Here is a 23359-nt window from a genome sequence, read left to right as displayed (position 1 = left end):
CGAGCAGGCTCGCTACTACGGGGGGCTCCGTTAACCGAAGAACCAGTAGCAAACGCCGATGGCGCCCAGCACCCCCGCCAGTTCCGCCAGCAATGCACACCCCACCGCATGCCGCGCGCGCTGGATGCCGACCGAGCCGAAGTACACCGCCAGCACGTAGAACGTCGTTTCAGTACTGCCCTGAACCGTCGCCGCGACCAGCGCCGGGAAGCTGTCCACGCCGGAGGTCTTCATGGTTTCGATCAGCATCGCCCGGGCGGCGCTGCCAGAGAACGGCTTGACCATCGCGGTCGGCAGCGCATCGACAAAACGGGTGTCGAAGCCCGCCCATTGCACCAGATGACGAATCCCGTCGAGACCGAAATCCAGGGCTCCGGATGCGCGCAAAACTCCGACGGCACACAGCATCGCCACCAGATACGGCAGCAGGTTTTTCGCCACGTCGAAGCCTTCTTTCGCGCCTTCGACGAATGCCTCGTAAACCTTCACTTTGCGCAGTGCGCCAATCACCAGAAACACCATGATCAGCCCGAACAGCGTCAGGTTGCCGAGGATCGACGATAGACCGGCCAGCGCAGTGGCCGAGAGCGTCGCCAGCAGCGCCATGAAGCCACCGAGGGCGAGGGCGCCGGGGATCAGATAGGCCAGCACCACCGGGTCCCAGATACGCAGGCGTTGCATGAACGCCACGGATAGAAAGCCGACGATGGTCGAGCAACTGGTGGCCAACAGGATCGGCAGGAACACCAGTGTCGGGTCGGGCGCGCCTTGCTGGGCGCGGTACATGAAGATCGTCACCGGCAGCAGGGTCAGGGAAGAAGCGTTGAGCACCAGGAACAGGATCTGCGCATTACTGGCGACCGTTGCGCTGGGGTTGAGCTCTTGCAGGGCTTTCATGGCCTTGAGGCCGATTGGGGTGGCGGCATTGTCCAGGCCCAGGCCGTTGGCGGCGAAGTTCAGGGTGATAAGGCCGATGGCGGGGTGGCCGGGCGGGACTTCCGGCATCAAGCGCAGAAACAGCGGGCCAAGGGCCCTGGCCAGCCATTCGACGATCCCGGCTTTTTCGGCGATTCGCAGGAAGCCCAGCCAGAGGGTCAGTGTGCCGAACAGCAAGACCATGACTTCGACCGATAACTTGGCCATGGCGAATATGCTTTCTACCATCGCCGCGAAAATCCCGGCGTTACCGCCGATCAACCACTGCGCCAGCGCCGACACGGCTGCCACGATGAAGAAGCCAAGCCAAAGGCCGTTTAGCATCAGTTAAATCCCCCAGAAGATGCGCGAATGATAGCGGGGTGGCCAGAAACGACAAACCCCGGAGTCATCCGGGGTTTGTATGGCGCTTCTGGCTTCGGCTCTGTGGGAGCGAGCAAGTTCGCTCCCACATGGCTATCAGTGACGGGAAATCTCGCCAGCCGGCAGCTTTTCTTTGCTGCGCCAGTGCGGCAGGGAATTCCAGTAGCGCTGGCCCTTGGCGTCGTCGTACATGCCTTCCCAACGAGAGATGACCAGCACGGCCAAGGCGTTGCCGATCACGTTCAGGGCCGTACGGGCCATGTCCATGACGCGGTCGACACCGGCGATGAACGCCAGGCCTTCCAGTGGAATACCCACACTGCCCAGGGTGGCCAGCAGCACCACGAAGGACACACCCGGTACACCGGCGATGCCTTTGGAGGTCACCATGAGGGTCAGGACCAGCAGCAGTTGCTGACTGATCGACAGGTCGATGCCGTACAGCTGGGCAATGAAGATTGCCGCGATGCTCTGGTACAGGGTCGAACCGTCAAGGTTGAAGGAGTAACCGGTTGGCACCACGAAGCTGCAAATGGCCTTCGGTGCGCCGTAGGCTTCCATCTTCTCGATGACGCGTGGCAGCACGGTTTCGGAGGAGGCGGTGGAATAGGCCAGTACCAGTTCGTCCTTGAAGATGCGCATCAGCTTGATCACGGAGAAGCCGAACAGGCGAGCGATCAGGCCCAGCACCACGAAGGCGAAGAAGGCGATGGCGACGTAAACCAGGATCACCAGTTTCGCCAGTGGCAGCAGCGAGGCGAAACCGAAGTTGGCCACGGTCACCGCGATCAATGCGAAAACGCCGATCGGCGCGTAGTTCATGATCATGTGAGTGACCTTGAACATGCTTTCCGACACGCCCTGGAACATCTTCACCAGCGGTTCGCGCAGGTCCGGTTGCAGGCTCGACAGACCAAGACCGAACAGCACGGAGAAAAAGATGATCGGCAGCATTTCGCCGCGGGCCATGGCCGCGAAGATGTTCGACGGAATCAGGTTGAGGATGGTTTCGATGAACGCGTGTTCATGCTGAACCTCGGCCGCGGTCGCCTGGTACTTAGAGATGTCCACGGTACCCAGGGTGCTCATGTCGATGCCCGAGCCCGGATGGAACAGGTTGGCCAACAGCAGGCCGACCACAATGGCGATGGTGGTGACGATTTCGAAGTAGACGATGGTCTTCAGGCCGATGCGCCCGAGTTTCTTCGCGTCGCCGACGCCTGCGATGCCGACGATCAACGAGGAGATCACGATCGGGATCACAATCATCTTGATCAGTCGGATAAAGATATCGCCTGCCGGTTGCAGGACGTTGCTGACCCACCAGGCTTTCTCGGCACTGAAATGGTTGAGCAGTGCACCGATTGCTATCCCCAATACCAGACCGATGAGGATCTGCCAGGCGAGGCTAAGCTTTGCCTTCTTCATATCTTTACCCTTACTTCAGTTTGACTCGAGCGAATGCATGGACCGGGTCGCTTGTGGCGAAAAAGTCTGTGCATCCGCCCCCGTATAAGGAGCCCCGGAGCGCTTGTTAATGGCTCTCTGGCAGGCGAAAAAAGGCGCAACTATTCCGATGCAAGGAAGCGACGTCTAATGCCGTAAACGCCTACCCTATGCCGAATCGGCATGAGGTTTTTTTACTGAAACCCACGTCCCAATCGGTTCGAATGTGACATTTCGGCAGGCAAAAGTGCCGTGAACCGGCCATCACAGCGCAGATTGATTATTTATTGAACAATAGAATAGACGATAAATTTCGTTAAAATCCCACGAGGTTCAGGGAAAACTGACAGGCGAATAAGGGCCATTTTTCTCGATATACGGTCAGTCGCGAGCAACCGGAAAAAGTACTTGAGGGGATGAGAGGGGGATTTTCCGCGGGAGGGGGCTAAACAAGTGCGTCGCTCTGGCTCGACGTTGTGAGCGTGCAAGCTCTCCGCAAGTCCGTCGAGCCATGCTTGACCGGCGAACTTGCGTCGCAGCTTTTACCTGACCCGGCCCTTGCGCAGGCACTCCATGTGCCCGTAGGTCACTCCGCCCCTGAAACAGGCAGAACGTCCCGACCCCTTGGTCATGCACCGACCTTCCTCAGGTGGGCGCAGTGGAAGAGGCATTTAGCCCCTTTCATGTTTCAAATTCGGTATCGATGCCTCAATACCAACGCGATTTTTTTCAGTCGGCATTCCATTGCGGGTTGACCCGCGTCTGCCCGTCATTGGCAGCCATGGCGATGGCGCAGCCGCCCAGTAGCAGGGCGGCTGCCAGTGTCTTTAACCCAACGTTCATGCTTAGCCTCGACCGCGACGGCCAAAGAAGAAGGAAGCAATGAACATCACCAGGAACACGACAAAGAGAATCTTGGCGATACCCGTGGCGGTGCCCGCGATACCACCGAAGCCCAGTACGGCGGCGACAATGGCAATGATCAAGAATGTGATTGCCCAGCTCAACATGGTGATTCTCCTTACGCTTCTATTTAGAGGTGTTGCCCGTTTCGGCGCGGCGATCGCGCCAAAGGTGTGAACCTAGAACACCCAGCGCTCCTGACGAGGCATTTCATCGTCTGGCCGAGCCTGATCGACATCCATCATTCGTATGGAGGTGTTGTCGCTCATGCCGCTGCTGGCGGCGCTGAAGTGAGTCTGTGTCGGATGTTGAAAGGAAACGCGCGACGCTTCCTGCTGTTGGTTCTGCTCCCAGCGCAGGAACTGTTGGCCTGCGATCAACGTGATCAGCAGCGCGAGCACGGCGAACAGACCTTGCTGCAGATGCAGTGGCGAGAAACGCAATTGGGCGGCACGTTGGCAATTCATCCTGAGGCTCCTCCCACGCTGGGGTTCATTTCGTTGAGGGCGTTTGTTGTTGCCCTGCATTACTCAGGTTGTTGCAGCCTGCATGCCAGCTTTTTTTATATGTAAAAATCGTTATAAATCAATCTGTTAGGTAATTCTCGCAAAGGACTGCGGACGCATCCTGCACGATGGCCCTTTGCGCCGTCGTGCGTAATGCACGATCGATTTGACCCAGGTCGCATTATTTTTGAATTGAACGTAGGGCGCAGGTGTCAGAAATGGACACAAGGCATCGTGTCAGGAGAGAGCTAACCTGCCATGGAAGGAATGCATCAGAATAAACCATGCAACTTGCCCGATTTTTCCGGGACTAACCAAGATCATTCATTAAGGAGCGTAGGAAAATGGAATCCGCCACTGAGCACCAAGGTCGTATTCTTCTGGTGGATGATGAGTCTGCCATCCTGCGTACCTTTCGCTATTGCCTGGAAGACGAGGGCTATAGCGTGGCGACCGCCAACAGCGCTGCGCAGGCCGACGCGCTGTTGCAACGTCAGGTCTTCGACCTGTGCTTCCTAGATTTGCGTCTGGGTGAAGACAACGGTCTGGATGTGCTGGCGCAGATGCGGATTCAGGCGCCCTGGATGCGCGTGGTGATCGTCACCGCGCACTCGGCCGTGGACACTGCCGTGGATGCTATTCAGGCCGGTGCTGCCGATTATCTGGTCAAACCCTGCAGTCCCGATCAATTGCGCCTGGCAACCGCCAAACAGCTGGAAGTTCGCCAATTGTCGGCGCGTCTGGAAGCCCTGGAAGGCGAAGTGCGCAAACCCAAGGACGGCCTGGATTCCCACAGTCCGGCGATGAAGGTGGTGCTCGAAACCGCCCGCCAGGTGGCGGTGACCGATGCCAATATTTTGATTCTCGGCGAATCCGGCACCGGTAAAGGCGAACTGTCCCAGGCGATTCACGGCTGGAGCAAGCGGGCGAAAAAATCCTGCATCACCATCAATTGTCCGTCGCTGACCGCCGAACTCATGGAAAGCGAGCTGTTCGGTCACAGCCGTGGCGCGTTCACCGGGGCCAGCGAAAGCACCTTGGGGCGTGTCAATCAGGCAGACGGCGGCACGCTGTTTCTGGATGAGATCGGCGATTTTCCCTTGATTTTGCAACCCAAGTTGCTGCGATTCATCCAGGACAAGGAATACGAGCGTGTCGGCGATCCGGTCACCCGCCGCGCCGATGTACGCATTCTCGCGGCCACCAACCAGAACCTCGAAGACATGGTCCGCGATGGCCGTTTCCGGGAAGACCTGCTCTATCGTCTGAACGTCATCACCTTGCACTTGCCGCCGCTGCGCGAACGCAGAGAAGACATTTTGACCCTGGCCGACCGGTTCCTGGCGCGGTTCGTCAAGGAGTACGCGCGTCCGGCCCGGGGCTTCAGCGATGAGGCGCGTGAAGCGCTGTTGAGCTATCGCTGGCCGGGGAACATTCGCGAGCTGCGAAACGTGGTGGAGCGAGCGAGCATTATCTGCCCGCAGGAGCTGGTCGAGATCGTTCACCTGGGGATGGCCGACACGCCAGTCAATAATGCGCCACGCATCGGCGCGGCGTTGAGCCTGGATGAATTGGAAAAGGCCCACATCGGCGCCGTCCTGGCCACTGCCGGCACGCTGGATCAAGCGGCGAAGACTTTGGGTATCGACGCTTCGACCCTGTACCGCAAACGCAAGCAGTACAACTTGTGAGCCGCCGATGAAACTGGCGATGAAGTTGCGGACCCGGCTGTTCCTGAGCATTTCCGCGCTCATCACCGTAGCGCTGCTCGGGCTGTTGCTCGGGCTGGTCAGCGTGATGCAAATGGCCGGGAGCCAGGAAGCCCTGGTGCGCAACAACTTCAGCACCCTGGACCTGGGCCTCAAATTGCGCCAGACCCTGGGCGATCAACTGATCATCATGCTCAGTGAAAACCATGACGCTGCGGCCTTTGAGGCTTCCAAGCAGCATTACCTCGAGCTTTTGGATCAAGGCATTGCCAAAGAGCCGCCGGTCGAAGGCAATGAGAACGGCTTCAGAAAAGCCAAGGCTGACTACTTGAGCTTCATCCAGGCGTATGAAGCGGCCGATGAACCGACGCATGTGCTGAGTGGCAACCAGGCGCTTACTGAAAAATTCAATGCGCTGCGAACGGGTTTGCTCAATGGGCACAAGCAGGCGCTGGATAACATCAGCGCCACGGAGCGTTCGTCCCGTGAGCGAGCGCTGCTGATCGCCGGGCTTCTGGGGTTGGTCGGTCTCGCGGTGCTGATCATTGGTTTCGTGACCGCTCATGCCATCGCCCGGCGTTTCGGGGAGCCCATCGAAGCCTTGGCGCAGGCGGCGGACAATATTGGTCAAGGCAAATTCGACGTCACGCTGCCGATTTCCTCGGCGGTGGAGTTGAACCAGTTGACCAAGCGTTTCGGGATCATGGCCGAGGCGCTGCGTGAACATCAGGCCACGAACGTCGATGAGTTGCTGGCGGGCCAGCAGCGGTTGCAAGCCGTGCTCGACAGCATCGATGACGGCTTGCTGATGATAGATCGTCAAGGGCGCCTGGAGCACCTCAACCCGGTAGCGCAACGTCAGCTGGGTTGGGACACCGATCGCCTCGGCCAAGGGCTGGGCACCGCCCTGGAGCGTCCCGAGCTCGATGAGCAGCTGCAACTCGTGCTGCGTGGCGGAACACTGGAGCGGGCGCCGGAGGATTTGAGTGTCGAGGTCGATGGCGAGTCGCGCCTGCTGACTTATAGCCTGACGCCGGTCAGCCATACCCAGGGCCATATTCTCGGCGCGGTGATGGTGTTGCATGACGTCACCGAGCAGCGCGCTTTTGAGCGGGTTCGCAGCGAGTTCGTGTTGCGCGCTTCCCATGAGTTGCGCACCCCGGTCACCGGCATGCACATGGCGTTCGGCCTGTTCCGCGAGCGCACGCATTTCCCCCCGGAATCCCGTGAGGCCGATCTGCTGGACACGGTGAACGAAGAGATGCAGCGCCTGATGCAGTTGATCAACGACCTGCTGAATTTTTCCCGTTACCAGAATGGCCTGCAAAAACTGACGCTCGCGCCCTGTTCCATCGAGGATCTTTTGGAGCAAGCGCGGTTACGATTTGCCGAGGGCGCCGAGCAGAAGGGCATTGAGTTGTTGGTGGAAATGCAGGGGCCATTGCCGCACTTGCAGGCCGACCAGCCGCAACTGGACCGTGTGCTCGATAACCTGATCGACAATGCGCTTCGCCACACCGCCCGTGGTGGTCTCATCCGTTTGCAGGCCCGGCGCCACGGCGAGCGGGTCATTATCAGTGTCGAAGATAATGGAGAAGGCATCGCCTACGGGCAGCAAGGGCGTATTTTCGAGCCCTTTGTGCAGGTGGGGCGCAAAAAAGGCGGAGCGGGGCTCGGCCTGGCGTTGTGCAAGGAAATCGTGCAGCTGCATGGTGGGCGGATGGGGGTTTATTCGCGGCCGGGGCAGGGCACTCAGTTCTATATGGCGCTGGCGGTGTAGCGGCTTTCAGGCCTCGTCATCCAGGCGTCGCTTGTTCACCCGGCGACCCCGCGTAATCAGTTCGATGAGTTGTACTGCACTCAGCGCATGGGCGAACAACCAGCCCTGGCCGAACTTCACGCCTTCACTGCTCAACAACGCGGCCTGGGATTCATGCTCGATGCCCTCGGCGATGACCTTCAAGTGCAGTGACTGAGCCATGTGGATGATGTGCGGGGCCACGCCGCTGCTCGCCGCGTCATGACCCAGTGCATCAATAAAGGCCTTGTCGATTTTCAGGCAATCCACGGGCAGGGTTTGCAGGTAGGCAAGGCTGCAATAGCCGGTGCCGAAGTCATCGATCAACACCTGATGCCCGACGTCCCGCAAGGCTTGCAGGTTTTCCCGCGCCACCTCGACATCGATCAGTCCGCGTTCTGTGACTTCGAAGGCAATTTGCTTGGCCGCGACCCGGTGCACGGTGAGCAGGCGTGCCATCACTTGGCCGATGCGCGGGATCATCACATCACACGCCGCCAGGTTGACCGAGATGTAGAGCTGCGGATTGGCCCGCAGCACTTGCCCGAGCTGCTCAAGCAGGCGTTGCAGGACGAAGTCGGTCATCTGCCGGATCTGGCCGGTATTCTCGGCCATGGGGATGAACAGGTCGGGACTGGTCAGGCTACCGTCCGGCCTGCGCCAACGCAGCAAGGCCTCGGCCCCGACGCAGTTGCGACTGTCGAGATCGAAAATCGGCTGATACAACACTTGCAGCTCGCCGCGGCGAATGGCCCCCGTCAGTTCCGCATCCAGCGACTGTCGCTGGCGCACCAGCAGGAACACCAGGAAGCCGACAAAGGCAGCCAGCACCAGACTGACCGGTAACAACCACCACCACATCGGCGGTATATGGGTGCTCGTGCGGGGGCTGATCAGCACCAGTTGGAATTCCGGGTTGGCGGTGGGCATGCGGTAAATCAAACGATACTGCGTGACTTGCAGTGCGTCGCGGCTATTGAGTGGCCAAGGTTCGGTCAGCGACCAGACCTGTGAGTCACCCAACACCGGTATCGCCCTGGTGCCATGATCGAGAACCACCAACAAACTGCTGCCCGGTGACAGGTCGACCATGTCGGTCAAGTGGCCGCGAGACGTGGCCACACGAAAATTGCCACGGCCGAGCATCAGCGCCGCACGGTTTTCATCGGGTTCCGTGGTGGTGTTCAGCCAATAACTGTAGGTGGGCCCCTTGATGTCGGGTGGCCGGGTCAGCGACAAACCTTCCTGGCGGGGACGGTTCGAGCAGATCCGCTCCGCGTCCATATAGGCGGCTTCATACACAAAGCGGTAATTGAAGCTGACTTGCTGCAGGGTCGCGATCATCTCGTCATTGCAGGTTCGCAATGGCTGCGCTTCCAGATCATCGAGGCTTTCGCGCAATTGCCCGAAAAGTTGCTCCAGGCGGGCGAGGAAACGTTCGCTTTGGGCATTCATTTCCTGACTTTCGTTTTGTTCGACCTGCTGGATGGCCACGAAGTAGCTGCCGGCCAACAGCAGTGAAGCACTTAAGACAGCAGCGAGCATCGCCAAAAACCAGGGGCGATAGAACCAGCTACGGAGCATGTCTCGAGCAGCAGTCATTATGGAATATCCGACGGATTACCAATGAGTTATAGCTGCTGATTGAGAAAGTGCGTTGACCGCCGGGCGGGCGTCATTATTTTGTCTGATTAAGCACCTGAAGGAGGGCTGCCGTTTGTGCGTCCGGGGTTCCGTCGTAGCGTGACGGCCGGAAGTGCATTTGAAAGGCGGTGAGCACGTGGCGGGTTGCCACGTCCAGTTCGCCGGTTTGCGGTGTGTCGTAACCGACGCGGGCCAACTGTGTCTGAAACCAGGTGATGCTCGGCAACTGTGCCTCGAATATCGCTTGTTGCCTCGCGACGGCTTGCTCGTTCGGCCAAATGCCGATGCCTTCGCTCGCCAGGCGTTTCCAGGGAAACAGCGGCCCGGGATCGAGTTTGCGCAGCGGTGCGATGTCGCTGTGGCCGATGATGCTGCGAGGGCTGATGGCGTGGCGCTTGCTGATGTCCTTGAGCAAGACGATCAGCGACTGGACCTGGGCTTCGCTGTAGGGATACCAGAGACGTCCGGTCGGCGTGTCCTTGAACCCCGGATTGACGATTTCGATGCCGATGGAACTGGAGTTGAGCCAGGTCCGTCCTTGCCATTGGCTGTCCCCGGCGTGCCAGGCACGCTGGTTTTCGTCCATCAGTTTGAAGATGGTTGCGTTCTTGTCGTCGCCAATCAGGTAGTGGCTACTGACTTCACCGTGGGTGAGCAGTTGCAGAGAGCGCTCCTGGGATGCATTGGTGTAATGCAGCACCACGAACTGGATGCGGCTGTCGTGGTTGGCGGAGGGGTGGCTGGTGTCGAAGCGGGGGCCGCTGGCGCAGCCGGCCAGCAGAATCAGCGACACGATAAGAGCGAAATATTTCATGGTCGAGGGCAATACACGCAAGGCAGTAATGCAACAGTGTAACGTACTGCCTTGCGTGCGGACGCCCATCGCGCAGTTTTAAACAAAATGGAACAATTGCCCGTCAGCCCAGTTCCACCCGGTTTCGTCCTGCATTTTTTGCCCGGTATAGCGCCTGATCGGCTCTCTTAAGCACCAGGTCGCTATGTTCCCCGGGCTTGAACGCCGTCAGGCCCATGGAAATAGTGATCGTCACCCGCTCACCCTTGAAGTGGAAAGGGCAGGCTTCAATGGATGCGCGCAGGTACTCCAGCAGCTTCATGCCGGCCGCCGGCGCGGTGGAAGGCATCAACAGGACAAACTCTTCACCGCCGAAGCGTGCAATGAAATCCGTGCCACGCAGGCGTTTGCGCAGCACGCTGGCGATGAGTTTCAGCACTTTGTCACCCGCCAGGTGACCGTAGTTATCGTTGATGCGCTTGAAGTGATCGAGGTCGAGCATCGCCAGCATCAGCGTGTTGCCGTGTTGCTGCCACTCGCTGATTTCGTGGTCCAGGCGTTCGCTCCAGGCGGCGCGGTTGGGCAGGCCGGTCAGCGGGTCGATCAAGGCTTTCTGGCGTTGCTCTTCGAGGTGTTCGCGAAAACCCAGGGCTTCCTGCTCCATGAGGGCCACCCGTTCGGCCAGGCTTTTGAGGCGGCCCGCCACCTCCTGCTCACGCTCGTCGCGTTGCTTGCGGTGCTGGTCCATGGTGCCCAGCAGGCCTTCGAGCTGGTTCTCCAGTACTTGCTTGAGGTCATCCAAGTCTGCCGCTTCATGCATGCTGTTCTGCAAGCCGTCGACTTGTTCGCGGATTTGCGTGTCCATGGCTTGCGCGGCAGACCGGCTGTCGGCATGACCGTCGCTGGCAGCCTGCAGATTGCTCTGGAACGATTCGAGTCGTTCGTTGAGTCGTTGCAGGTAAGTCTCGAATTCGTGCTGACCGCTGTCAGAGATCGCCAGCATCAAGGTCGCGAGATCGTCGAGGATCGGTAGCAATTCGTACCAGTTCAAACCATTTTTCAGGCGGTCACGCATCGACTCGGCTTGCGGGCGGTGACGTTCAGGCAGCGTCAGGTCGTCGAGCAGGCCCAGCAAGGTGTCTTCGATGTGTTTGGCGACCGAGCTGTACGACGGCTCGGGCGAGTCCGGCAGGGCATAGAGTACGTCGTCCTCGGATTGCTCCGGATCGATGGCCGCCAGTGCCTGGGCCATGGGCGTCGGAAGTGGCAGGGTGTCGAGAAACACCACCGGGGTCAGTTCGTCAGGATTGGTTCCCGGCTCAGTCTGCGCCACTGGTGCGACGGAGGAGGATTCCGCTTCCCTGGGTGCCTCTGTAGCAGGTGGGGCCGTCGTCTCGATGGGCGAGTCGGGCTTTTGTCGAGGTTCCGGGGCTGGCGGAACAACTGCGTGTACGGCTGACGATTCTGTCGTTTGCGATGAGGTTTCGATGGCCGGTGGGGTGGAAACCGCTTCGGGAGAAACCGGAAGCGCCTTCGGCGGTTCGTCAACGGCGGGTGCGAGATCCACAGGTGCTGAGGGGGGCGCGGCAGCCGGTGCGGAAACGGCTTCGGCGGACGGCGCGATGGGGGCCTGTTCCAAGGCGGCGGCCGCTTCCTCGGTTTCGCGGTGACCGAACAGCCGCTGCAGCAGCCCCGGTCGATCGGGTTCTGTCGGGCTATCCAGCTGACTCAGGGCCTTGCCTTGCAGACCGCTGAGCTCACTCAGGAGCAAAGGGATCTCGCGGGCCTGGCTGACCCGACTGTCCAGTTGTTTGGCGAAATTCTTCAGTGGTCGCCGGACTTCTCGGGGCAGCGGCAATTTTTGCAGTTGAGTGACCAGGGCGGTCAGTGCGGCGCTGGTCTGGTTGACACGTGTCTCCCGGCGCTGCTCGGAGTCGAGCACGGCTTTTTCCAGGCGCGGGAGCAGGGCGGCCAGGCCGGCGTCCATGTCGTCGGTGCGCACCACTTCGCGCATTTCCTTCATGCACTGGTCGACGGCGCGGTCGGTGCCTTCCGCCGCCAGGGTGCTGCGTACCAGGCCGCGGCGCAGCAAGTCGAGGCGTGCGTCCCAGCGACGTTCGAGCTTTTCCTGTTGTTCGATGCTTTTGAGGTATTTCTCTTTCCAGCGCTGTGTTTCGTCGCTCATTCAAGGGATCCGCGAGGGGCAGGACTCAACGCGGGCAATGCATCGGCCGTGAGCGAACCCGGCAGACGAATCTCTACCGCGACCGGCAGGTGATCGGAAATGGGCTGGGCCAGCACTTCGACCTTTTCAAGGGTCAGGGTCGGGCTCAACAGAATATGGTCCAGACAGCGCTGCGGACGCCAGCTGGGGAAGGTCGCTTCCAGTTGCGGGGCCAGCAGGCCGAGATCACGCAATGGCGAGTTTTGCAGCAAGTCGCTGGCATGAGTATTCATGTCGCCCATCAGTACCTGGTGCTTGTAATCGCCAATCAGATCACGGATATAGGCCAGTTGCAGGCTGCGAGCGCGGGCGCCCAGTGCCAGGTGCATCATGACCACCACCAACGCCTCCGGGCCTTCGCCGAAGCGCACCAGAATCGCCCCGCGACCTTTCGGCCCCGGCAGCGGATGATCTTCAATCGCCCACGGGCGCAGGCGGCTCAGCACGCCGTTGCTGTGCTGAGCGAGACGCCCGAGATTTCGATTGAGTTGTTGATACCAGTAGGGGAATGCGCCGAGCTGGGCCAGGTGTTCGACTTGGTTGACGTAGCCTGACCGCAGGCTGCCGCCATCGGCTTCCTGCAAGGCGACCAGGTCGAAGTCGCCGAGCAGATTGCCGATTTTCTGCAGATTGTCGGCACGCCCGGGATGCGGCAACAGGTGTTGCCAGCCTCGGGTCAGGTAGTGCCGATAGCGCTCGGTGCTGATGCCGACCTGAATGTTGAAGCTGAGCAAGCGAAGACGGCTGTCCGCCGGCAAGCCCGTAGACTCCAGATGGTGTTCGTTGACCTGCGGATCATGCAGGCCAACGACGCGTTCGGTTCCCCAGCGGCGCATGCTCAGTACCGCGCTTAGTTGGCAGCAGCCTTATTGGTGGCTCGCTCTTTGTCGACCAGTTTGTCGGCCAGTTGCAGAGCCTGTTCGGCACCACCGGCAGAACCGACGTCAAAGCGATACTTGCCGTTGACGATCAGGGTTGGCACGCCGGTGATTTCATATTTCTTGGCCAGTTCGCGGGCCTGGACGATCTTGCCCTTGATGGCGAAGGAGTCGAAGGTGGCCAGGAACTTGTCCTTGTCTACGCCCTGGGTGGCCAGGAAGTCCGCCATGTCATTCTTGTCGGTCAGCTTTTTGTGTTCTTTCTGGATGGCATTGAACACCGCAGCGTGCACCTTGTGCTCGACGCCCATGGCTTCAAGGGTCAGGAACATTTGGCCGTGGGCGTCCCATGGACCACCGAACATGGCCGGGATGCGTACGAAATTCACGTCGGACGGCAGTTTTTCGACCCACGGATTGATCACTGGCTCAAAGGCGTAGCAATGCGGGCAGCCGTACCAGAACAGCTCCACCACTTCGATCTTGCCAGGCACGGCAACCGGAACCGGATTAGTCAGTTCGACATAAGGGGTAACGGGGGCTTCGGCGGCCTGGGCAGTCATGCCGAACAGGCTGGCAGCGACGAGTGCGGCGCTGATGATCAGATTACGCATGCTTTACTCCTGGACAATTTTATCGCCACGCGCGACCTGTTTTCAGACAGGTCCTGGCGGGCTTGAGTTCTGTAGTGTAACGGCAGCGGCCACAAAAAAGGGCGGCCAAAGCCACCCTTTTTATACTTGCCGCGACGGATTAATCGAGCGTTAACGTGGCAGGCGACAGACTCCCTGCGCAACGCCCGATTCGCCGGTCTTAGTGCAGGCCTTGAATGTAGCTGGACACCGCTTCGATGTCTTTGTTGCTGAGCTTCGCGGCAATACTGCGCATGACCATGGTGTCACCGTCGTTCGTGCGGTTACCTTCACGGAAGTCAGTCAGTTGCTTGGTCACGTATTGAGCATGCTGACCGCCCAGGTGCGGGAAGCCGGCTGCCGCGTTACCTGCGCCATTAGGCGAGTGGCAACCGGTGCACGCGGGCATGCCCTGATCCACTTTGCCGCCACGGAACAAATCCTGACCGCGAGCCACAAGCTTCTCATCGGCGGCACCGACACTGCCTTTCTGGCTGGAGAAATAGGCAGCGATATCGGCCAGGTCCTGATCGCTCAGGTTGGTCAGCAGGCCCGTCATTTCCAGAACCGTGCGCTTGCCCGACTTGATGTCGTGCAGTTGCTTGGTCAGGTAGCGTTCGCCCTGGCCGGCCAGCTTCGGAAAGTTAGGCGCCATGCTGTTGCCATCCGGGCCATGACAGGCACCACATACGGCGGCTTTTGCCTGGCCTGCAGTGGCGTCACCAGGTTTTACTGGCTCACCTGCAGCATGGGCAATGCCGGAGATCCCCACGGTCAACAGCAGACTCACGATCAATTTGTTCATCAGCTAATCCAACTACGGCTAAGGGTTAAAGAGTTATGGACCGGGATTACTCGCTCATCCACTGGATGATGGCCTGGTAATCCTCGGCACTGCAGTCCATGCACAAACCACGCGGCGGCATCGCCTTGAAACCCTGGGTCACGTGTTGCACCAGCGTCTCCATACCTTTCGCCAACCTCGGCGTCCAAGCTGCCTGATCGCCCTTGCGGGGCGCCATGGGTAGTTGGCCGGAATGACAGGCACCACAAACACGGTTGTACACAGCTTCCGGATCCTGTGTAGCCTGAGCGCTGTAAAGCGGCATCAAGACACCGGCAACTAGCAGCCATTTCGTCATAAAACGACCTTTTCAGGGTTGAGAGCGTGTTGCGTTCTAATGCGCAATCAAGGTCTATCGCTCTCATGAACTTCATCCTACGCTGGGACAAAGCGCACACAAAATCTGCGGCATTATATACTGGCGTCAGTGAAACGGAAGCGACACCGCTTGCCGCGCCCATTCCAGGCGCCGCCCACATCGGAAATCCCATGCAACTCAAGAACCCCATCCTCGGTCTGTGCCAACAGTCCACCTTCATGCTCAGCGCCGCCAAAGTCGACCAATGTCCGGATGACGAAGGCTTTGAAGTGGCCTTCGCCGGTCGTTCCAACGCCGGCAAGTCCAGTGCGCTTAACACCCTGACTCACGCGAGCCTGGCGCGAACCTCGAAAACGCCGGGTCGCACACAGTTGTTGAACTTCTTCAAGCTAGACGATGAACGCCGTCTGGTCGACCTGCCAGGCTACGGATACGCAAAAGTACCCATTCCGCTCAAGCAGCACTGGCAGCGTCACCTGGAAGCGTACCTGGGCAGCCGCGAAAGCCTGAAGGGTCTGATTCTGATGATGGATATCCGTCATCCAATGACCGACTTCGACCTGCTGATGCTCGATTGGGCCGTCGCCAGCGGCATGCCCATGCATATCCTGCTGACCAAAGCGGACAAGCTCACCTACGGTGCCGCCAAGAACACGCTGCTCAAAGTGCAGTCGGAAATCCGCAAGGGTTGGGGCGATGCCGTGACCATTCAGCTTTTTTCGGCGCCAAAACGCATGGGCCTGGAAGACGCCTACACTGTACTGGCGGACTGGATGGAGCTGGCGGACAAGGGTGCCGAAGCGGCCGAGTAAAAGCTGCAGGCAAAAAAAACCCCGGACTTCTATGGGGAGGGGGAAGGTCCGGGGTTCAAGTTCTAGACCGCTAGGGCGGGGTCCAGATATCTGCCAACACTTAACACAACATAGGAGCATCGAAGGGCTTCACCAGCCATTCAGTAACTCTGAGTGGTGTTCTGGCGGATTAGTTCAGATTTTTTTCGAATGCCTTTGGAATAACCCTAAGCGCCTTCCGGAATAATCATCCTTCGCTTGCTCCGCTGCGGCACTACGCCGCAGCAGGAGAGCAGTGTCTCGTCAAAAGGCTCAGTGAGCCTCATCCCAGTTGTTGCCCACGCCCACTTCCACCAGCAACGGAACGTCCAGCTTCGCCGCGCCGCTCATGTGCAGGCGAATTTCCTCGCTGACCTGATCGACCAGGTCTTCACGCACCTCAAGCACCAGTTCATCGTGCACCTGCAGGATGACTTTGGCATCGAGGCCGGATGTGGCCAGCCAGTTATCCACAGCGACCATGGCTTTCTTGATGATGTCCGCCGCCGTGCCTTGCATCGGTGCGTTGATCGCCGTGCGTTCAGCGGCGGCGCGTTCCTGCGGCTTGTTGGAGTTGATCTCCGGCAGGTACAGCCGCCGCCCGAAGAACGTCTCTACATAGCCTTGATCCGCTGCCTGTGCGCGGGTGCGGTCCATGTATTGGCGAACGCCGGGGTAACGGGCGAAGTAAGTGTCGATGTAGGCCTTGGCGGTCTTGGTGTCCACGCCAATGTCCTTGCCGAGCTTTTGTGCGCCCATGCCGTAGATCAGGCCGAAGTTGATTGCCTTGGCGCTGCGGCGCTGGTCGGAAGTGACGTCGGCCAGTTCGACCTTGAACACTTCGGCGGCGGTCGCGGTGTGCACGTCCAGATTGTGACGGAAGGCGTTCATCAAGCCTTCATCGCGGGACAGGTGAGCCATGATCCGCAACTCGATCTGCGAGTAGTCCGCCGCCAGCAACTTGTAACCGGCCGGGGCCACGAAAGCCTGGCGGATGCGACGTCCCTCAGCGGTGCGCACCGGGATGTTCTGCAGGTTCGGATCGCTGGAGGACAGGCGTCCAGTGGACGCCACCGCCTGATGGTAAGACGTATGGATGCGCCCGGTACGCGGGTTTATTTGCTCCGGCAGGCGGTCGGTGTAGGTGCTTTTCAGCTTGCTCATGGAACGGTATTCCATCAGCACTTTGGGCAGGCGATAGTCGTCCTCGGCCAGTTTGGCCAGTACTTCCTCGGCCGTGGATGGCTGGCCCTTGGCGGTTTTCTTCAGCACCGGCAGACCGAGTTTCTCGTAGAGGATGGTCCCCAGCTGCTTGGGCGAACCGAGGTTGAACTCTTCGCCGGCGATCTCAAAGGCTTCGCGCTCCAGCGCTACCATCTTGTCGCCCAGTTCGATGCTTTGTACGCCCAGCAGGGCGGCATCGACAAAAGCCCCTTGGCGTTCGATGCGCGCCAGCACCGGCACCAACGGGATTTCGATGTCGGTCAGCACGCTGGCCAGGCTCGGGATAGCGGTGAGTTTCTCGAACAGCGCCTGGTGCAGGCGCAACGTGATGTCGGCGTCCTCGGCAGCGTAAGGCCCGGCCTGCTCGAGGGCAATCTGGTCGAACGTCAGCTGCTTGGCACCTTTACCGGCGATGTCCTGGAAACTCACGGTGGTGTGATCCAGGTACTTCAGCGCCAGGCTGTCCATGTCATGGCGGGTCGCCGTGGAGTTGAGCACGTAGGACTCAAGCATGGTGTCGAAGGCGACGCCGCGAACGGTGATGCCGTTGGCCTGATCACCACCGATGGCGCAGTTGGCCAGGATATTCATGTCGAACTTGGCGTGTTGGCCGACCTTGAGTTTGTTCGGGTCTTCCAGAATCGGCTTGAGGGCGCGCAGGACGGTGTCGCGGTCCAGTTGCTCGGGCACGCCGATGTAGGAGTGGGTCAGCGGGATGTAGGCCGCTTCGTTGGCCTGCACGGCGAATGACAGGCCCACCAGTTGTGCCTGTTGCGCATCGATGCCGGTGGTTTCGGTGTCGAAGGCGAACAGTTTGGCGTTGTGCAGTTTCTCCAGCCAGACGTCGAACCGTGCTTGATCAAGAATGGTTTCGTACCGGGTTTCAGAGGTGACCGCTGGCGCTTCGGCGTTGGCGGCGCTGAACAGATCGGCGAGCGGTTCTGGCTCGGCGGCAGCGCTCAGTTCGATACGCTTGGCGTCGCGTTGCAGATCGTTCAACCAGCTCTTGAATTCCAGCAGGCTGTAGAGCTCGTAAAGTTTTTCCGGGTCTTCGGCACCCATTTTCAGGTCGTCGAGGCCGATATCCAGCGGCACGTCGACCTTGATGGTCGCCAGTTGATAGGACAGGAATGCCATTTCCTTGTGCTCTTCGAGCTTGGCCGGCAGGGTCTTGGCGCCCCGGATCGGCAGGGTCGGTACGATATCGAGCTGCGCGTAGAGCTCGGTCAACCCGCCATTGACCCCGACCAGCAGGCCGGAAGCGGTCTTCGGACCGATGCCCGGAACTCCCGGAATGTTGTCGGAAGAATCGCCCATGAGCGCCAGATAATCGATGATCTGCTCGGGAGCGACGCCGAATTTCTCCTTCACGCCCTCCACGTCCATGCTGCTACCGGTCATGGTGTTGACCAAGGTAATGTGGCCGTCGACCAGTTGCGCCATGTCCTTGTCGCCGGTGGAGATGATCACCGGACGGTTGGCGGCTGCGCTGCTGCGGGCCAGCGTGCCAATCACGTCATCGGCTTCGACGCCATCAACGCACAGGAGCGGGAAGCCCAGAGCGATCACGCTCTGGTGCAGCGGCTCGATCTGCACGCGCATGTCGTCGGGCATGCTCGGACGGTTGGCCTTGTATTCGGCGTACAGGTCATCGCGAAATGTCCCACCCTTGGCATCGAACACCACGGCGAACGGACTGTCCGGGTATTGCTTGCGCAGGCTCTTGAGCATGTTCAGTACGCCCTTGACCGCACCGGTCGGCAGGCCTTTGGACGTGGTCAGTGGCGGCAGCGCGTGAAAGGCGCGGTACAGGTAAGAAGAACCGTCCACCAGGACGAGGGGAGCTTGGCTCATGAGCAGGATCAACCTTTTCGGCGGGTCCGGCGCTAGAATAGCGGGACCGTTGACGACAAAGGGACAAGGTTATCATGTGCACACTCAATCGCCTGTTGCTGGCTGGCTTGTTTGCGATCGCTCCATTAGCCGCCATGGCGGCGGACAATGCGCCTTCCGCAGATCCGGAAGTAACCATTCGCACGGAAGGCGATAAAACCATTCAGGAATATCGGCAGAATGGTTTTTTGTATGCCATCAAGGTCACGCCGAAAATAGGTAAACCGTACTTTCTTGTGCGTGCCGATGGCACCGATGCAAACTACATCCGCTCGGATCAGCCGGATATGCTGATTCCGGCGTGGAAGATCTTTGAGTGGAAATAGTTTCTTAATTTCAATCGGCGCTGGCCTGCTGGCGGCGCCCGTACTGGCAGTTTAAACATGTCTGTGTTCACCCCCCTGGCTCGGCCCGAGCTGGAAGCTTTTCTCGCCCCTTATGGCCTTGGCCGCCTGCTTGATTTCCAGGGGATTGCCGCCGGTAGCGAAAACACCAATTTCTTTATCAGCCTGGAGCAGGGCGAATTCGTCCTGACCCTGGTCGAGCGTGGTCCAGTTCAGGAGATGCCGTTCTTCATCGAACTGCTCGACGTGCTTCACGAAGCCGATCTGCCGGTGCCTTACGCCTTGCGCACCACCGACGGTGTTGCCCTGCGCGAACTGGCCGGCAAGCCAGCGCTGTTGCAACCGCGCCTGGCCGGCAAGCACATCAAGCAAGCCAATGCGCAACATTGCGCGCAAGTCGGCGAGCTGCTCGGTCACCTGCACTTGGCGACCCAAGCCAACATGATCAAGCGCAAAACCGATCGCGGCCTCGACTGGATGCAGGAAGAGGGCGCGCAGTTTCTGTCGCACCTGAATGCCGAGCAGAAAAACCTGCTGCAACGGGCTCTGGAAGAAATCACTCAGCAAAAAGAGAAAATTCTGGCGCTGCCGCGAGCGAACATCCATGCCGATCTGTTCCGCGACAACGCGATGTTCGAAGGTACGCACCTGACCGGGCTGATCGACTTCTACAACGCCTGTTCGGGGCCGATGCTCTACGACGTGGCGATTGCCTTGAATGACTGGTGTTCAGACGAAGAGGGATTGATCGATGGGCCACGCGCCCGGGCGTTGTTGGGGGCCTATGCGGCCCTTCGGCCATTCACTGCTGCCGAAGCCGAGCTATGGCCGACCATGCTGCGTGTGGCTTGCGTGCGCTTCTGGCTGTCACGCCTGATCGCAGCGGAGTCGTTCGCCGGGCAGGACGTGTTGATTCACGATCCGATGGAGTTCCAACTGCGGTTGGCGCAGCGGCAGAAGGTCAATACGCCGCTACCTTTCGCTCTTTGATGGGTAGTGAGGGGGTAATCCCCCTCACCACTGGTTTCGCGTCACTTATAGCGACTCCAGGCAGCCTGCCAGGTCATTGCCCAATTTTTCCATTACCTGCTCATACCCCTGGGCAGTCGCGGGCGTGTATCCGCCCAGCGCATCCAGTTCCGCCAGTTTCACCGGCAGCCCGGCCACCAGGGTTTCCGCCAGGCGCGGACGCAGCGGCGGTTCGCTGAACACGCAGGTCTTGCCCACTTCCTGCAGCCGCGCGCGCATCGCCGCGACATGCTGGGCGCCGGGCTGCACTTCGGCTGCAACACTGAAAACACCGGTGTGCTTGAGCCCATAAGCGTCCTCGAAGTAATCGAAGGCTTCGTGGAACACGAAGTAAGGCTTGCCTTCAATGCCGGCCAGACGTTTCTTCAGGCGCAGATCCAGCGCATCGAGACGTTCATCGAACGCCTTGAGATTGCTTTGATAGCGCGTGGCGTTGGCAGGATCGGCTGCACTGAGGTCAGCCGCCATTTTCGCCGCGATGACACGGGCGTTGGTTGGCGATAGCCACAAATGTGCGTCCAGGCTGCCGGGTCGGTGATCGTGATCATGTTCGTCGGCATCTTCGGCATGCGAGTGGCTATCTTCGGCGAAACGGCGCAGCTTCATGCCCGGCAGATCCTGAACGGCGACGCTCGGCAGCGTACGACCGTTCAGCACGCGTGGCAGGAAACCTTCCATGTCCGGACCGATCCAGTACAGCAGATCCACCGATTGCACTTTTCGTACGTCGGAAGGGCGCAAGGCATAGTTATGCGGTGAGGCTCCCGGCGGCAGCAGTACTTCCGGAATCGCCACGCCGTCCTGCACCGCAGTGGCAATCAATTGCAGCGGCTTGATGCTGGTGAGGACTTTGACTTCGGCGTGGGCCGAACCGATCAGCAGAAAACTGGCGATAAATGCGACAAAAACAGAAAAAAGTCGGGACACGATGACCACTCGAAGAGGCGAGAACGGGTAACATAATAACGTCTCTCACCATACGCGTCGCCGCTCATGCCTAAAACACCGATTGCCAGCCGTCCCCACGACCACTCTCATTGCGTTCACAGCGCTTTGTCCGAGGCCGATGCGCTGTGCGCGCGCCAGGGCCTGCGCTTGACCGCCTTGCGCCGGCGGGTGCTGGAACTGGTGTGGCAAAGCCACAAACCGCTGGGCGCGTACGACATTCTCGCGGTGCTGAGTGAGCAGGACGGCCGCCGCGCCGCGCCACCGACCGTGTACCGGGCGCTGGATTTTCTATTGGAGAACGGCCTGGTTCACCGGATCTCCTCGCTCAACGCCTTCATCGGCTGCAATCACCCGGAGCACGCGCATCAGGGCCAGTTCCTGATTTGCCGCGCCTGTCACGCGGCGATCGAGCTCGAACAGAAGTCCATCAGCGACGCGATCATCGCCAGCGCCCAGGATGTCGGGTTCGTCGTCGAAGGCCAGACCGTCGAAGTGATTGGTCTTTGCTCAGGTTGTCAGGGGGCTTGATGAGCAACGCGCTGATCCGCCTCGAGCAGGTTGCCGTCACGTTTGCCGGGCAAAGTGTGCTGGATAACATCGAGTTGAGCGTCGAACCGGGCCAGATCGTCACATTGATCGGCCCCAATGGCGCAGGCAAGACGACGTTGGTGCGCGCTGTGCTCGGTCTGTTGAAACCGGACAGTGGCAGCGTCTGGCGCAAGCCGAAACTGCGCATCGGTTACATGCCGCAAAAACTTCACGTCGATCCGACACTGCCACTCTCGGTTCTGCGCTTCTTGCGTCTGGTGCCGGGCGTGGACCGCGCGATGGCCCTGGCGGCCCTCAAGGAAGTCGGTGCCGGGCAGGTGATCGACAGCCCGGTGCAAAGTGTTTCCGGCGGTGAAATGCAGCGTGTCTTGTTGGCAAGGGCCTTGTTGCGCGAGCCGGAACTGCTGGTGCTCGACGAACCGGTGCAAGGTGTCGATGTGGCCGGTCAGGCCGAACTCTACAGTTTGATTACCCGATTGCGTGACCGCCACGGTTGCGGGGTGTTGATGGTGTCGCACGACCTGCACCTGGTGATGAGCACCACTGACCAGGTGGTTTGCCTCAATCGCCACGTTTGCTGTTCCGGTCACCCTGAGCAGGTCAGCGGCGATCCGGCCTTCGTCGAGCTGTTCGGAAAAAACGCACAAAGCCTGGCGATTTATCACCACCATCACGACCACGCCCACGATCTGCATGGCTCGGTGGTCAAGGCGCCCGGATCGGGCCACACCCATGTCCATGGAGATAGCTGCAAGCATGGCTGATTTTCTGCTCTACGCCCTGCTTGCAGGTCTGGCCCTGGCGGTAGTCGCGGGGCCTCTGGGTTCCTTCGTGGTCTGGCGGCGCATGGCTTATTTTGGCGACACCTTGTCCCACGCGGCCCTGCTGGGCGTGGCGTTGGGTTTTTTGCTGGATGTCAGTCCGACGGTTGCGGTGACCGTGGGCTGCTTGCTGTTGGCGGTGTTGCTGGTGACTTTGCAACAGCGTCAGCCGCTGGCGTCTGACACGCTTTTGGGAATTCTTGCACCCAGCACGCTCTCTCTGGGCCTGGTGGTACTAAGCTTCATGCACGAAGTGCGGATCGACCTGATGGCGTATTTGTTCGGCGACCTGCTGGCGATCAGCCCGACCGATCTGGCCTGGATCCTGGGTGGTAGCGCGGCCGTTCTGGCGCTGCTGGTAGCCTTGTGGCGGCCGTTGTTGGCCATTACCGTGCACGAGGAGCTGGCCAGGGTCGAGGGCTTACCCGTAGCCGGATTACGCATGGCGCTGATGCTGTTGATCGCCGTGGTGATTGCCGTGGCGATGAAAATCGTCGGTGTGTTGTTGATCACTTCGTTGCTGATCATCCCGGCGGCTGCGGCACAGCGTCACGCCCGCTCACCGGAGCAGATGGCACTGGGTGCGAGCCTGCTGGGCATACTCGCCGTGTGTGGCGGATTGGCGTTGTCCTGGTTCAAGGACACCCCGGCCGGCCCGTCAATTGTGGTGGCGGCCGCCGCGCTGTTTCTGCTGAGTTTTGTTCTGCCCCGTCGAGGGGTGTAGAC

The 23359-nt window shown here is 59.8% G+C and carries 21 protein-coding genes and 1 pseudogene; 8 read left to right on the top strand and 14 right to left on the bottom strand.

Annotation, left to right across the window (positions count from 1 at the left end; translation table 11 throughout):
* Positions 1–30: 30 nt before the first annotated feature.
* The 5 genes and pseudogenes from AC1Q6D_RS29255 to AC1Q6D_RS29235 all read right to left on the bottom strand — a co-directional run bounded on the left by AC1Q6D_RS29255 (position 31) and on the right by AC1Q6D_RS29235 (position 4115).
* A complete protein-coding gene (locus AC1Q6D_RS29255; RefSeq protein ID WP_047535748.1) occupies positions 31–1260 on the bottom strand; it encodes a nucleoside recognition domain-containing protein in 1230 nt (409 codons plus the stop codon).
* Between the two features lie 135 nt (positions 1261–1395).
* The gene (gene gltP / locus AC1Q6D_RS29250) at positions 1396–2727 is read right to left on the bottom strand and encodes a glutamate/aspartate:proton symporter GltP (RefSeq protein ID WP_103405359.1); all 1332 of its coding nucleotides are present in this window, start codon (positions 2725–2727) and stop codon (positions 1396–1398) included.
* A 750-nt stretch (positions 2728–3477) separates the two neighbouring features.
* Positions 3478–3588, bottom strand: a pseudogene (locus AC1Q6D_RS29245) (inhibitor of vertebrate lysozyme family protein); the annotation flags it as partial.
* 2 nt (positions 3589–3590) lie between these two features.
* Entirely contained in the window at positions 3591–3755 is a 165-nt protein-coding gene (locus AC1Q6D_RS29240; protein WP_003170804.1) for a DUF1328 domain-containing protein, read from the bottom strand.
* 72 nt (positions 3756–3827) lie between these two features.
* A complete protein-coding gene (locus AC1Q6D_RS29235; protein WP_047535784.1) occupies positions 3828–4115 on the bottom strand; it encodes a hypothetical protein in 288 nt (95 codons plus the stop codon).
* A 383-nt stretch (positions 4116–4498) separates the two neighbouring features.
* On the opposite strand from AC1Q6D_RS29235, the gene algB reads away from it, so the two are divergent.
* Together algB and AC1Q6D_RS29225 are read left to right on the top strand one after the other, a co-directional pair.
* Positions 4499–5845, top strand: coding sequence for a sigma-54-dependent response regulator transcription factor AlgB (gene algB, locus AC1Q6D_RS29230; RefSeq protein ID WP_047535787.1), 1347 nt, complete (start codon positions 4499–4501; stop codon positions 5843–5845).
* Positions 5846–5852: 7 nt separating this feature from the next.
* On the top strand, positions 5853–7643 hold the full coding sequence (locus AC1Q6D_RS29225) for a KinB sensor domain-containing domain (RefSeq protein WP_103405360.1): 1791 nt from the start codon (positions 5853–5855) through the stop codon (positions 7641–7643).
* A 6-nt stretch (positions 7644–7649) separates the two neighbouring features.
* On the opposite strand, the gene AC1Q6D_RS29220 is transcribed toward AC1Q6D_RS29225, so the two are convergent.
* From AC1Q6D_RS29220 to AC1Q6D_RS29190, 7 genes are all read right to left on the bottom strand, one after another.
* Positions 7650–9263, bottom strand: coding sequence for an EAL domain-containing protein (locus tag AC1Q6D_RS29220; RefSeq protein ID WP_103405361.1), 1614 nt, complete (start codon positions 9261–9263; stop codon positions 7650–7652).
* A gap of 76 nt (positions 9264–9339) precedes the next feature.
* Positions 9340–10119 (bottom strand): N-acetylmuramoyl-L-alanine amidase, encoded by a 780-nt coding sequence (locus AC1Q6D_RS29215; RefSeq protein WP_047535794.1) that lies wholly within the window; start codon positions 10117–10119, stop codon positions 9340–9342.
* Positions 10120–10222: 103 nt separating this feature from the next.
* The gene (locus AC1Q6D_RS29210) at positions 10223–12283 is read right to left on the bottom strand and encodes a GGDEF domain-containing protein (protein ID WP_103405362.1); all 2061 of its coding nucleotides are present in this window, start codon (positions 12281–12283) and stop codon (positions 10223–10225) included.
* Positions 12280–13158, bottom strand: a complete 879-nt coding sequence (locus AC1Q6D_RS29205; RefSeq protein WP_103405363.1) for an endonuclease/exonuclease/phosphatase family protein — start codon at positions 13156–13158, stop codon at positions 12280–12282. The genes AC1Q6D_RS29210 and AC1Q6D_RS29205 overlap by 4 nt, the downstream gene beginning before the upstream one ends.
* A 14-nt stretch (positions 13159–13172) precedes the next feature.
* Entirely contained in the window at positions 13173–13814 is a 642-nt protein-coding gene (dsbA, locus tag AC1Q6D_RS29200) for a thiol:disulfide interchange protein DsbA (protein WP_103405364.1), read from the bottom strand.
* Between the two features lie 199 nt (positions 13815–14013).
* Complete coding sequence (locus AC1Q6D_RS29195; protein ID WP_047535802.1) at positions 14014–14637, bottom strand: c-type cytochrome; 624 nt, start codon at positions 14635–14637, stop codon at positions 14014–14016.
* A 46-nt stretch (positions 14638–14683) separates the two neighbouring features.
* Positions 14684–14974: a c-type cytochrome gene (locus AC1Q6D_RS29190; RefSeq protein ID WP_103405366.1), complete on the bottom strand. Its 291-nt coding sequence runs from the start codon at positions 14972–14974 to the stop codon at positions 14684–14686.
* A gap of 191 nt (positions 14975–15165) precedes the next feature.
* Between AC1Q6D_RS29190 and yihA the strand changes: the two genes are divergently transcribed.
* Entirely contained in the window at positions 15166–15807 is a 642-nt protein-coding gene (gene yihA, locus AC1Q6D_RS29185; protein ID WP_047535804.1) for a ribosome biogenesis GTP-binding protein YihA/YsxC, read from the top strand.
* A gap of 291 nt (positions 15808–16098) precedes the next feature.
* On the opposite strand, the gene polA is transcribed toward yihA, so the two are convergent.
* Positions 16099–18903, bottom strand: a complete 2805-nt coding sequence (gene polA, locus AC1Q6D_RS29180; RefSeq protein WP_103405367.1) for a DNA polymerase I — start codon at positions 18901–18903, stop codon at positions 16099–16101.
* A gap of 74 nt (positions 18904–18977) precedes the next feature.
* Between polA and AC1Q6D_RS29175 the strand changes: the two genes are divergently transcribed.
* Complete coding sequence (locus AC1Q6D_RS29175) at positions 18978–19268, top strand: DUF2782 domain-containing protein (RefSeq protein ID WP_103405368.1); 291 nt, start codon at positions 18978–18980, stop codon at positions 19266–19268.
* A 57-nt stretch (positions 19269–19325) separates the two neighbouring features.
* A complete protein-coding gene (locus AC1Q6D_RS29170) occupies positions 19326–20276 on the top strand; it encodes a homoserine kinase (protein ID WP_103405369.1) in 951 nt (316 codons plus the stop codon).
* 45 nt (positions 20277–20321) lie between these two features.
* On the opposite strand, the gene AC1Q6D_RS29165 is transcribed toward AC1Q6D_RS29170, so the two are convergent.
* Positions 20322–21242 carry a zinc ABC transporter substrate-binding protein gene (locus tag AC1Q6D_RS29165; protein ID WP_178083144.1) on the bottom strand — a complete coding sequence of 307 codons (921 nt, stop codon included), beginning with the start codon at positions 21240–21242 and terminating at the stop codon, positions 20322–20324.
* 66 nt (positions 21243–21308) lie between these two features.
* On the opposite strand from AC1Q6D_RS29165, the gene zur reads away from it, so the two are divergent.
* Genes zur through znuB form a run of 3 tightly spaced genes read left to right on the top strand, consistent with a single transcriptional unit; the run spans position 21309 to position 23357 of the window.
* Positions 21309–21791: a zinc uptake transcriptional repressor Zur gene (zur, locus tag AC1Q6D_RS29160; protein WP_103405371.1), complete on the top strand. Its 483-nt coding sequence runs from the start codon at positions 21309–21311 to the stop codon at positions 21789–21791.
* Positions 21791–22576, top strand: a complete 786-nt coding sequence (gene znuC / locus AC1Q6D_RS29155) for a zinc ABC transporter ATP-binding protein ZnuC (RefSeq protein ID WP_103405372.1) — start codon at positions 21791–21793, stop codon at positions 22574–22576. The genes zur and znuC overlap by 1 nt, the downstream gene beginning before the upstream one ends.
* Positions 22569–23357, top strand: a complete 789-nt coding sequence (gene znuB, locus AC1Q6D_RS29150) for a zinc ABC transporter permease subunit ZnuB (protein ID WP_090327107.1) — start codon at positions 22569–22571, stop codon at positions 23355–23357. The genes znuC and znuB overlap by 8 nt, the downstream gene beginning before the upstream one ends.
* Positions 23358–23359 lie beyond the last annotated feature (2 nt).

The sequence above is a fragment of the Pseudomonas sp. MT92 genome, assembly GCF_058792515.1.
This window is presented reverse-complemented; position numbering and strand designations above follow the sequence as displayed.

What these genes read in the sequence shown, in the direction of transcription:
- AC1Q6D_RS29195 (WP_047535802.1), bottom strand. Translation starts at nt 14,637, where the DNA reads ATGAACAAATTGATCGTGAGTCTGCTGTTGACCGTGGGGATCTCCGGC.
- AC1Q6D_RS29225 (WP_103405360.1), top strand. Translation starts at nt 5,853, where the DNA reads ATGAAACTGGCGATGAAGTTGCGGACCCGGCTGTTCCTGAGCATTTCC.
- zur (WP_103405371.1), top strand. Translation starts at nt 21,309, where the DNA reads ATGCCTAAAACACCGATTGCCAGCCGTCCCCACGACCACTCTCATTGC.
- AC1Q6D_RS29205 (WP_103405363.1), bottom strand. Translation starts at nt 13,158, where the DNA reads ATGCGCCGCTGGGGAACCGAACGCGTCGTTGGCCTGCATGATCCGCAG.
- AC1Q6D_RS29255 (WP_047535748.1), bottom strand. Translation starts at nt 1,260, where the DNA reads ATGCTAAACGGCCTTTGGCTTGGCTTCTTCATCGTGGCAGCCGTGTCG.
- znuB (WP_090327107.1), top strand. Translation starts at nt 22,569, where the DNA reads ATGGCTGATTTTCTGCTCTACGCCCTGCTTGCAGGTCTGGCCCTGGCG.
- znuC (WP_103405372.1), top strand. Translation starts at nt 21,791, where the DNA reads ATGAGCAACGCGCTGATCCGCCTCGAGCAGGTTGCCGTCACGTTTGCC.
- AC1Q6D_RS29175 (WP_103405368.1), top strand. Translation starts at nt 18,978, where the DNA reads ATGTGCACACTCAATCGCCTGTTGCTGGCTGGCTTGTTTGCGATCGCT.
- yihA (WP_047535804.1), top strand. Translation starts at nt 15,166, where the DNA reads ATGCAACTCAAGAACCCCATCCTCGGTCTGTGCCAACAGTCCACCTTC.
- dsbA (WP_103405364.1), bottom strand. Translation starts at nt 13,814, where the DNA reads ATGCGTAATCTGATCATCAGCGCCGCACTCGTCGCTGCCAGCCTGTTC.
- gltP (WP_103405359.1), bottom strand. Translation starts at nt 2,727, where the DNA reads ATGAAGAAGGCAAAGCTTAGCCTCGCCTGGCAGATCCTCATCGGTCTG.
- AC1Q6D_RS29240 (WP_003170804.1), bottom strand. Translation starts at nt 3,755, where the DNA reads ATGTTGAGCTGGGCAATCACATTCTTGATCATTGCCATTGTCGCCGCC.
- AC1Q6D_RS29215 (WP_047535794.1), bottom strand. Translation starts at nt 10,119, where the DNA reads ATGAAATATTTCGCTCTTATCGTGTCGCTGATTCTGCTGGCCGGCTGC.
- algB (WP_047535787.1), top strand. Translation starts at nt 4,499, where the DNA reads ATGGAATCCGCCACTGAGCACCAAGGTCGTATTCTTCTGGTGGATGAT.
- AC1Q6D_RS29210 (WP_103405362.1), bottom strand. Translation starts at nt 12,283, where the DNA reads ATGAGCGACGAAACACAGCGCTGGAAAGAGAAATACCTCAAAAGCATC.
- polA (WP_103405367.1), bottom strand. Translation starts at nt 18,903, where the DNA reads ATGAGCCAAGCTCCCCTCGTCCTGGTGGACGGTTCTTCTTACCTGTAC.
- AC1Q6D_RS29170 (WP_103405369.1), top strand. Translation starts at nt 19,326, where the DNA reads ATGTCTGTGTTCACCCCCCTGGCTCGGCCCGAGCTGGAAGCTTTTCTC.
- AC1Q6D_RS29235 (WP_047535784.1), bottom strand. Translation starts at nt 4,115, where the DNA reads ATGAATTGCCAACGTGCCGCCCAATTGCGTTTCTCGCCACTGCATCTG.
- AC1Q6D_RS29220 (WP_103405361.1), bottom strand. Translation starts at nt 9,263, where the DNA reads ATGACTGCTGCTCGAGACATGCTCCGTAGCTGGTTCTATCGCCCCTGG.
- AC1Q6D_RS29190 (WP_103405366.1), bottom strand. Translation starts at nt 14,974, where the DNA reads ATGACGAAATGGCTGCTAGTTGCCGGTGTCTTGATGCCGCTTTACAGC.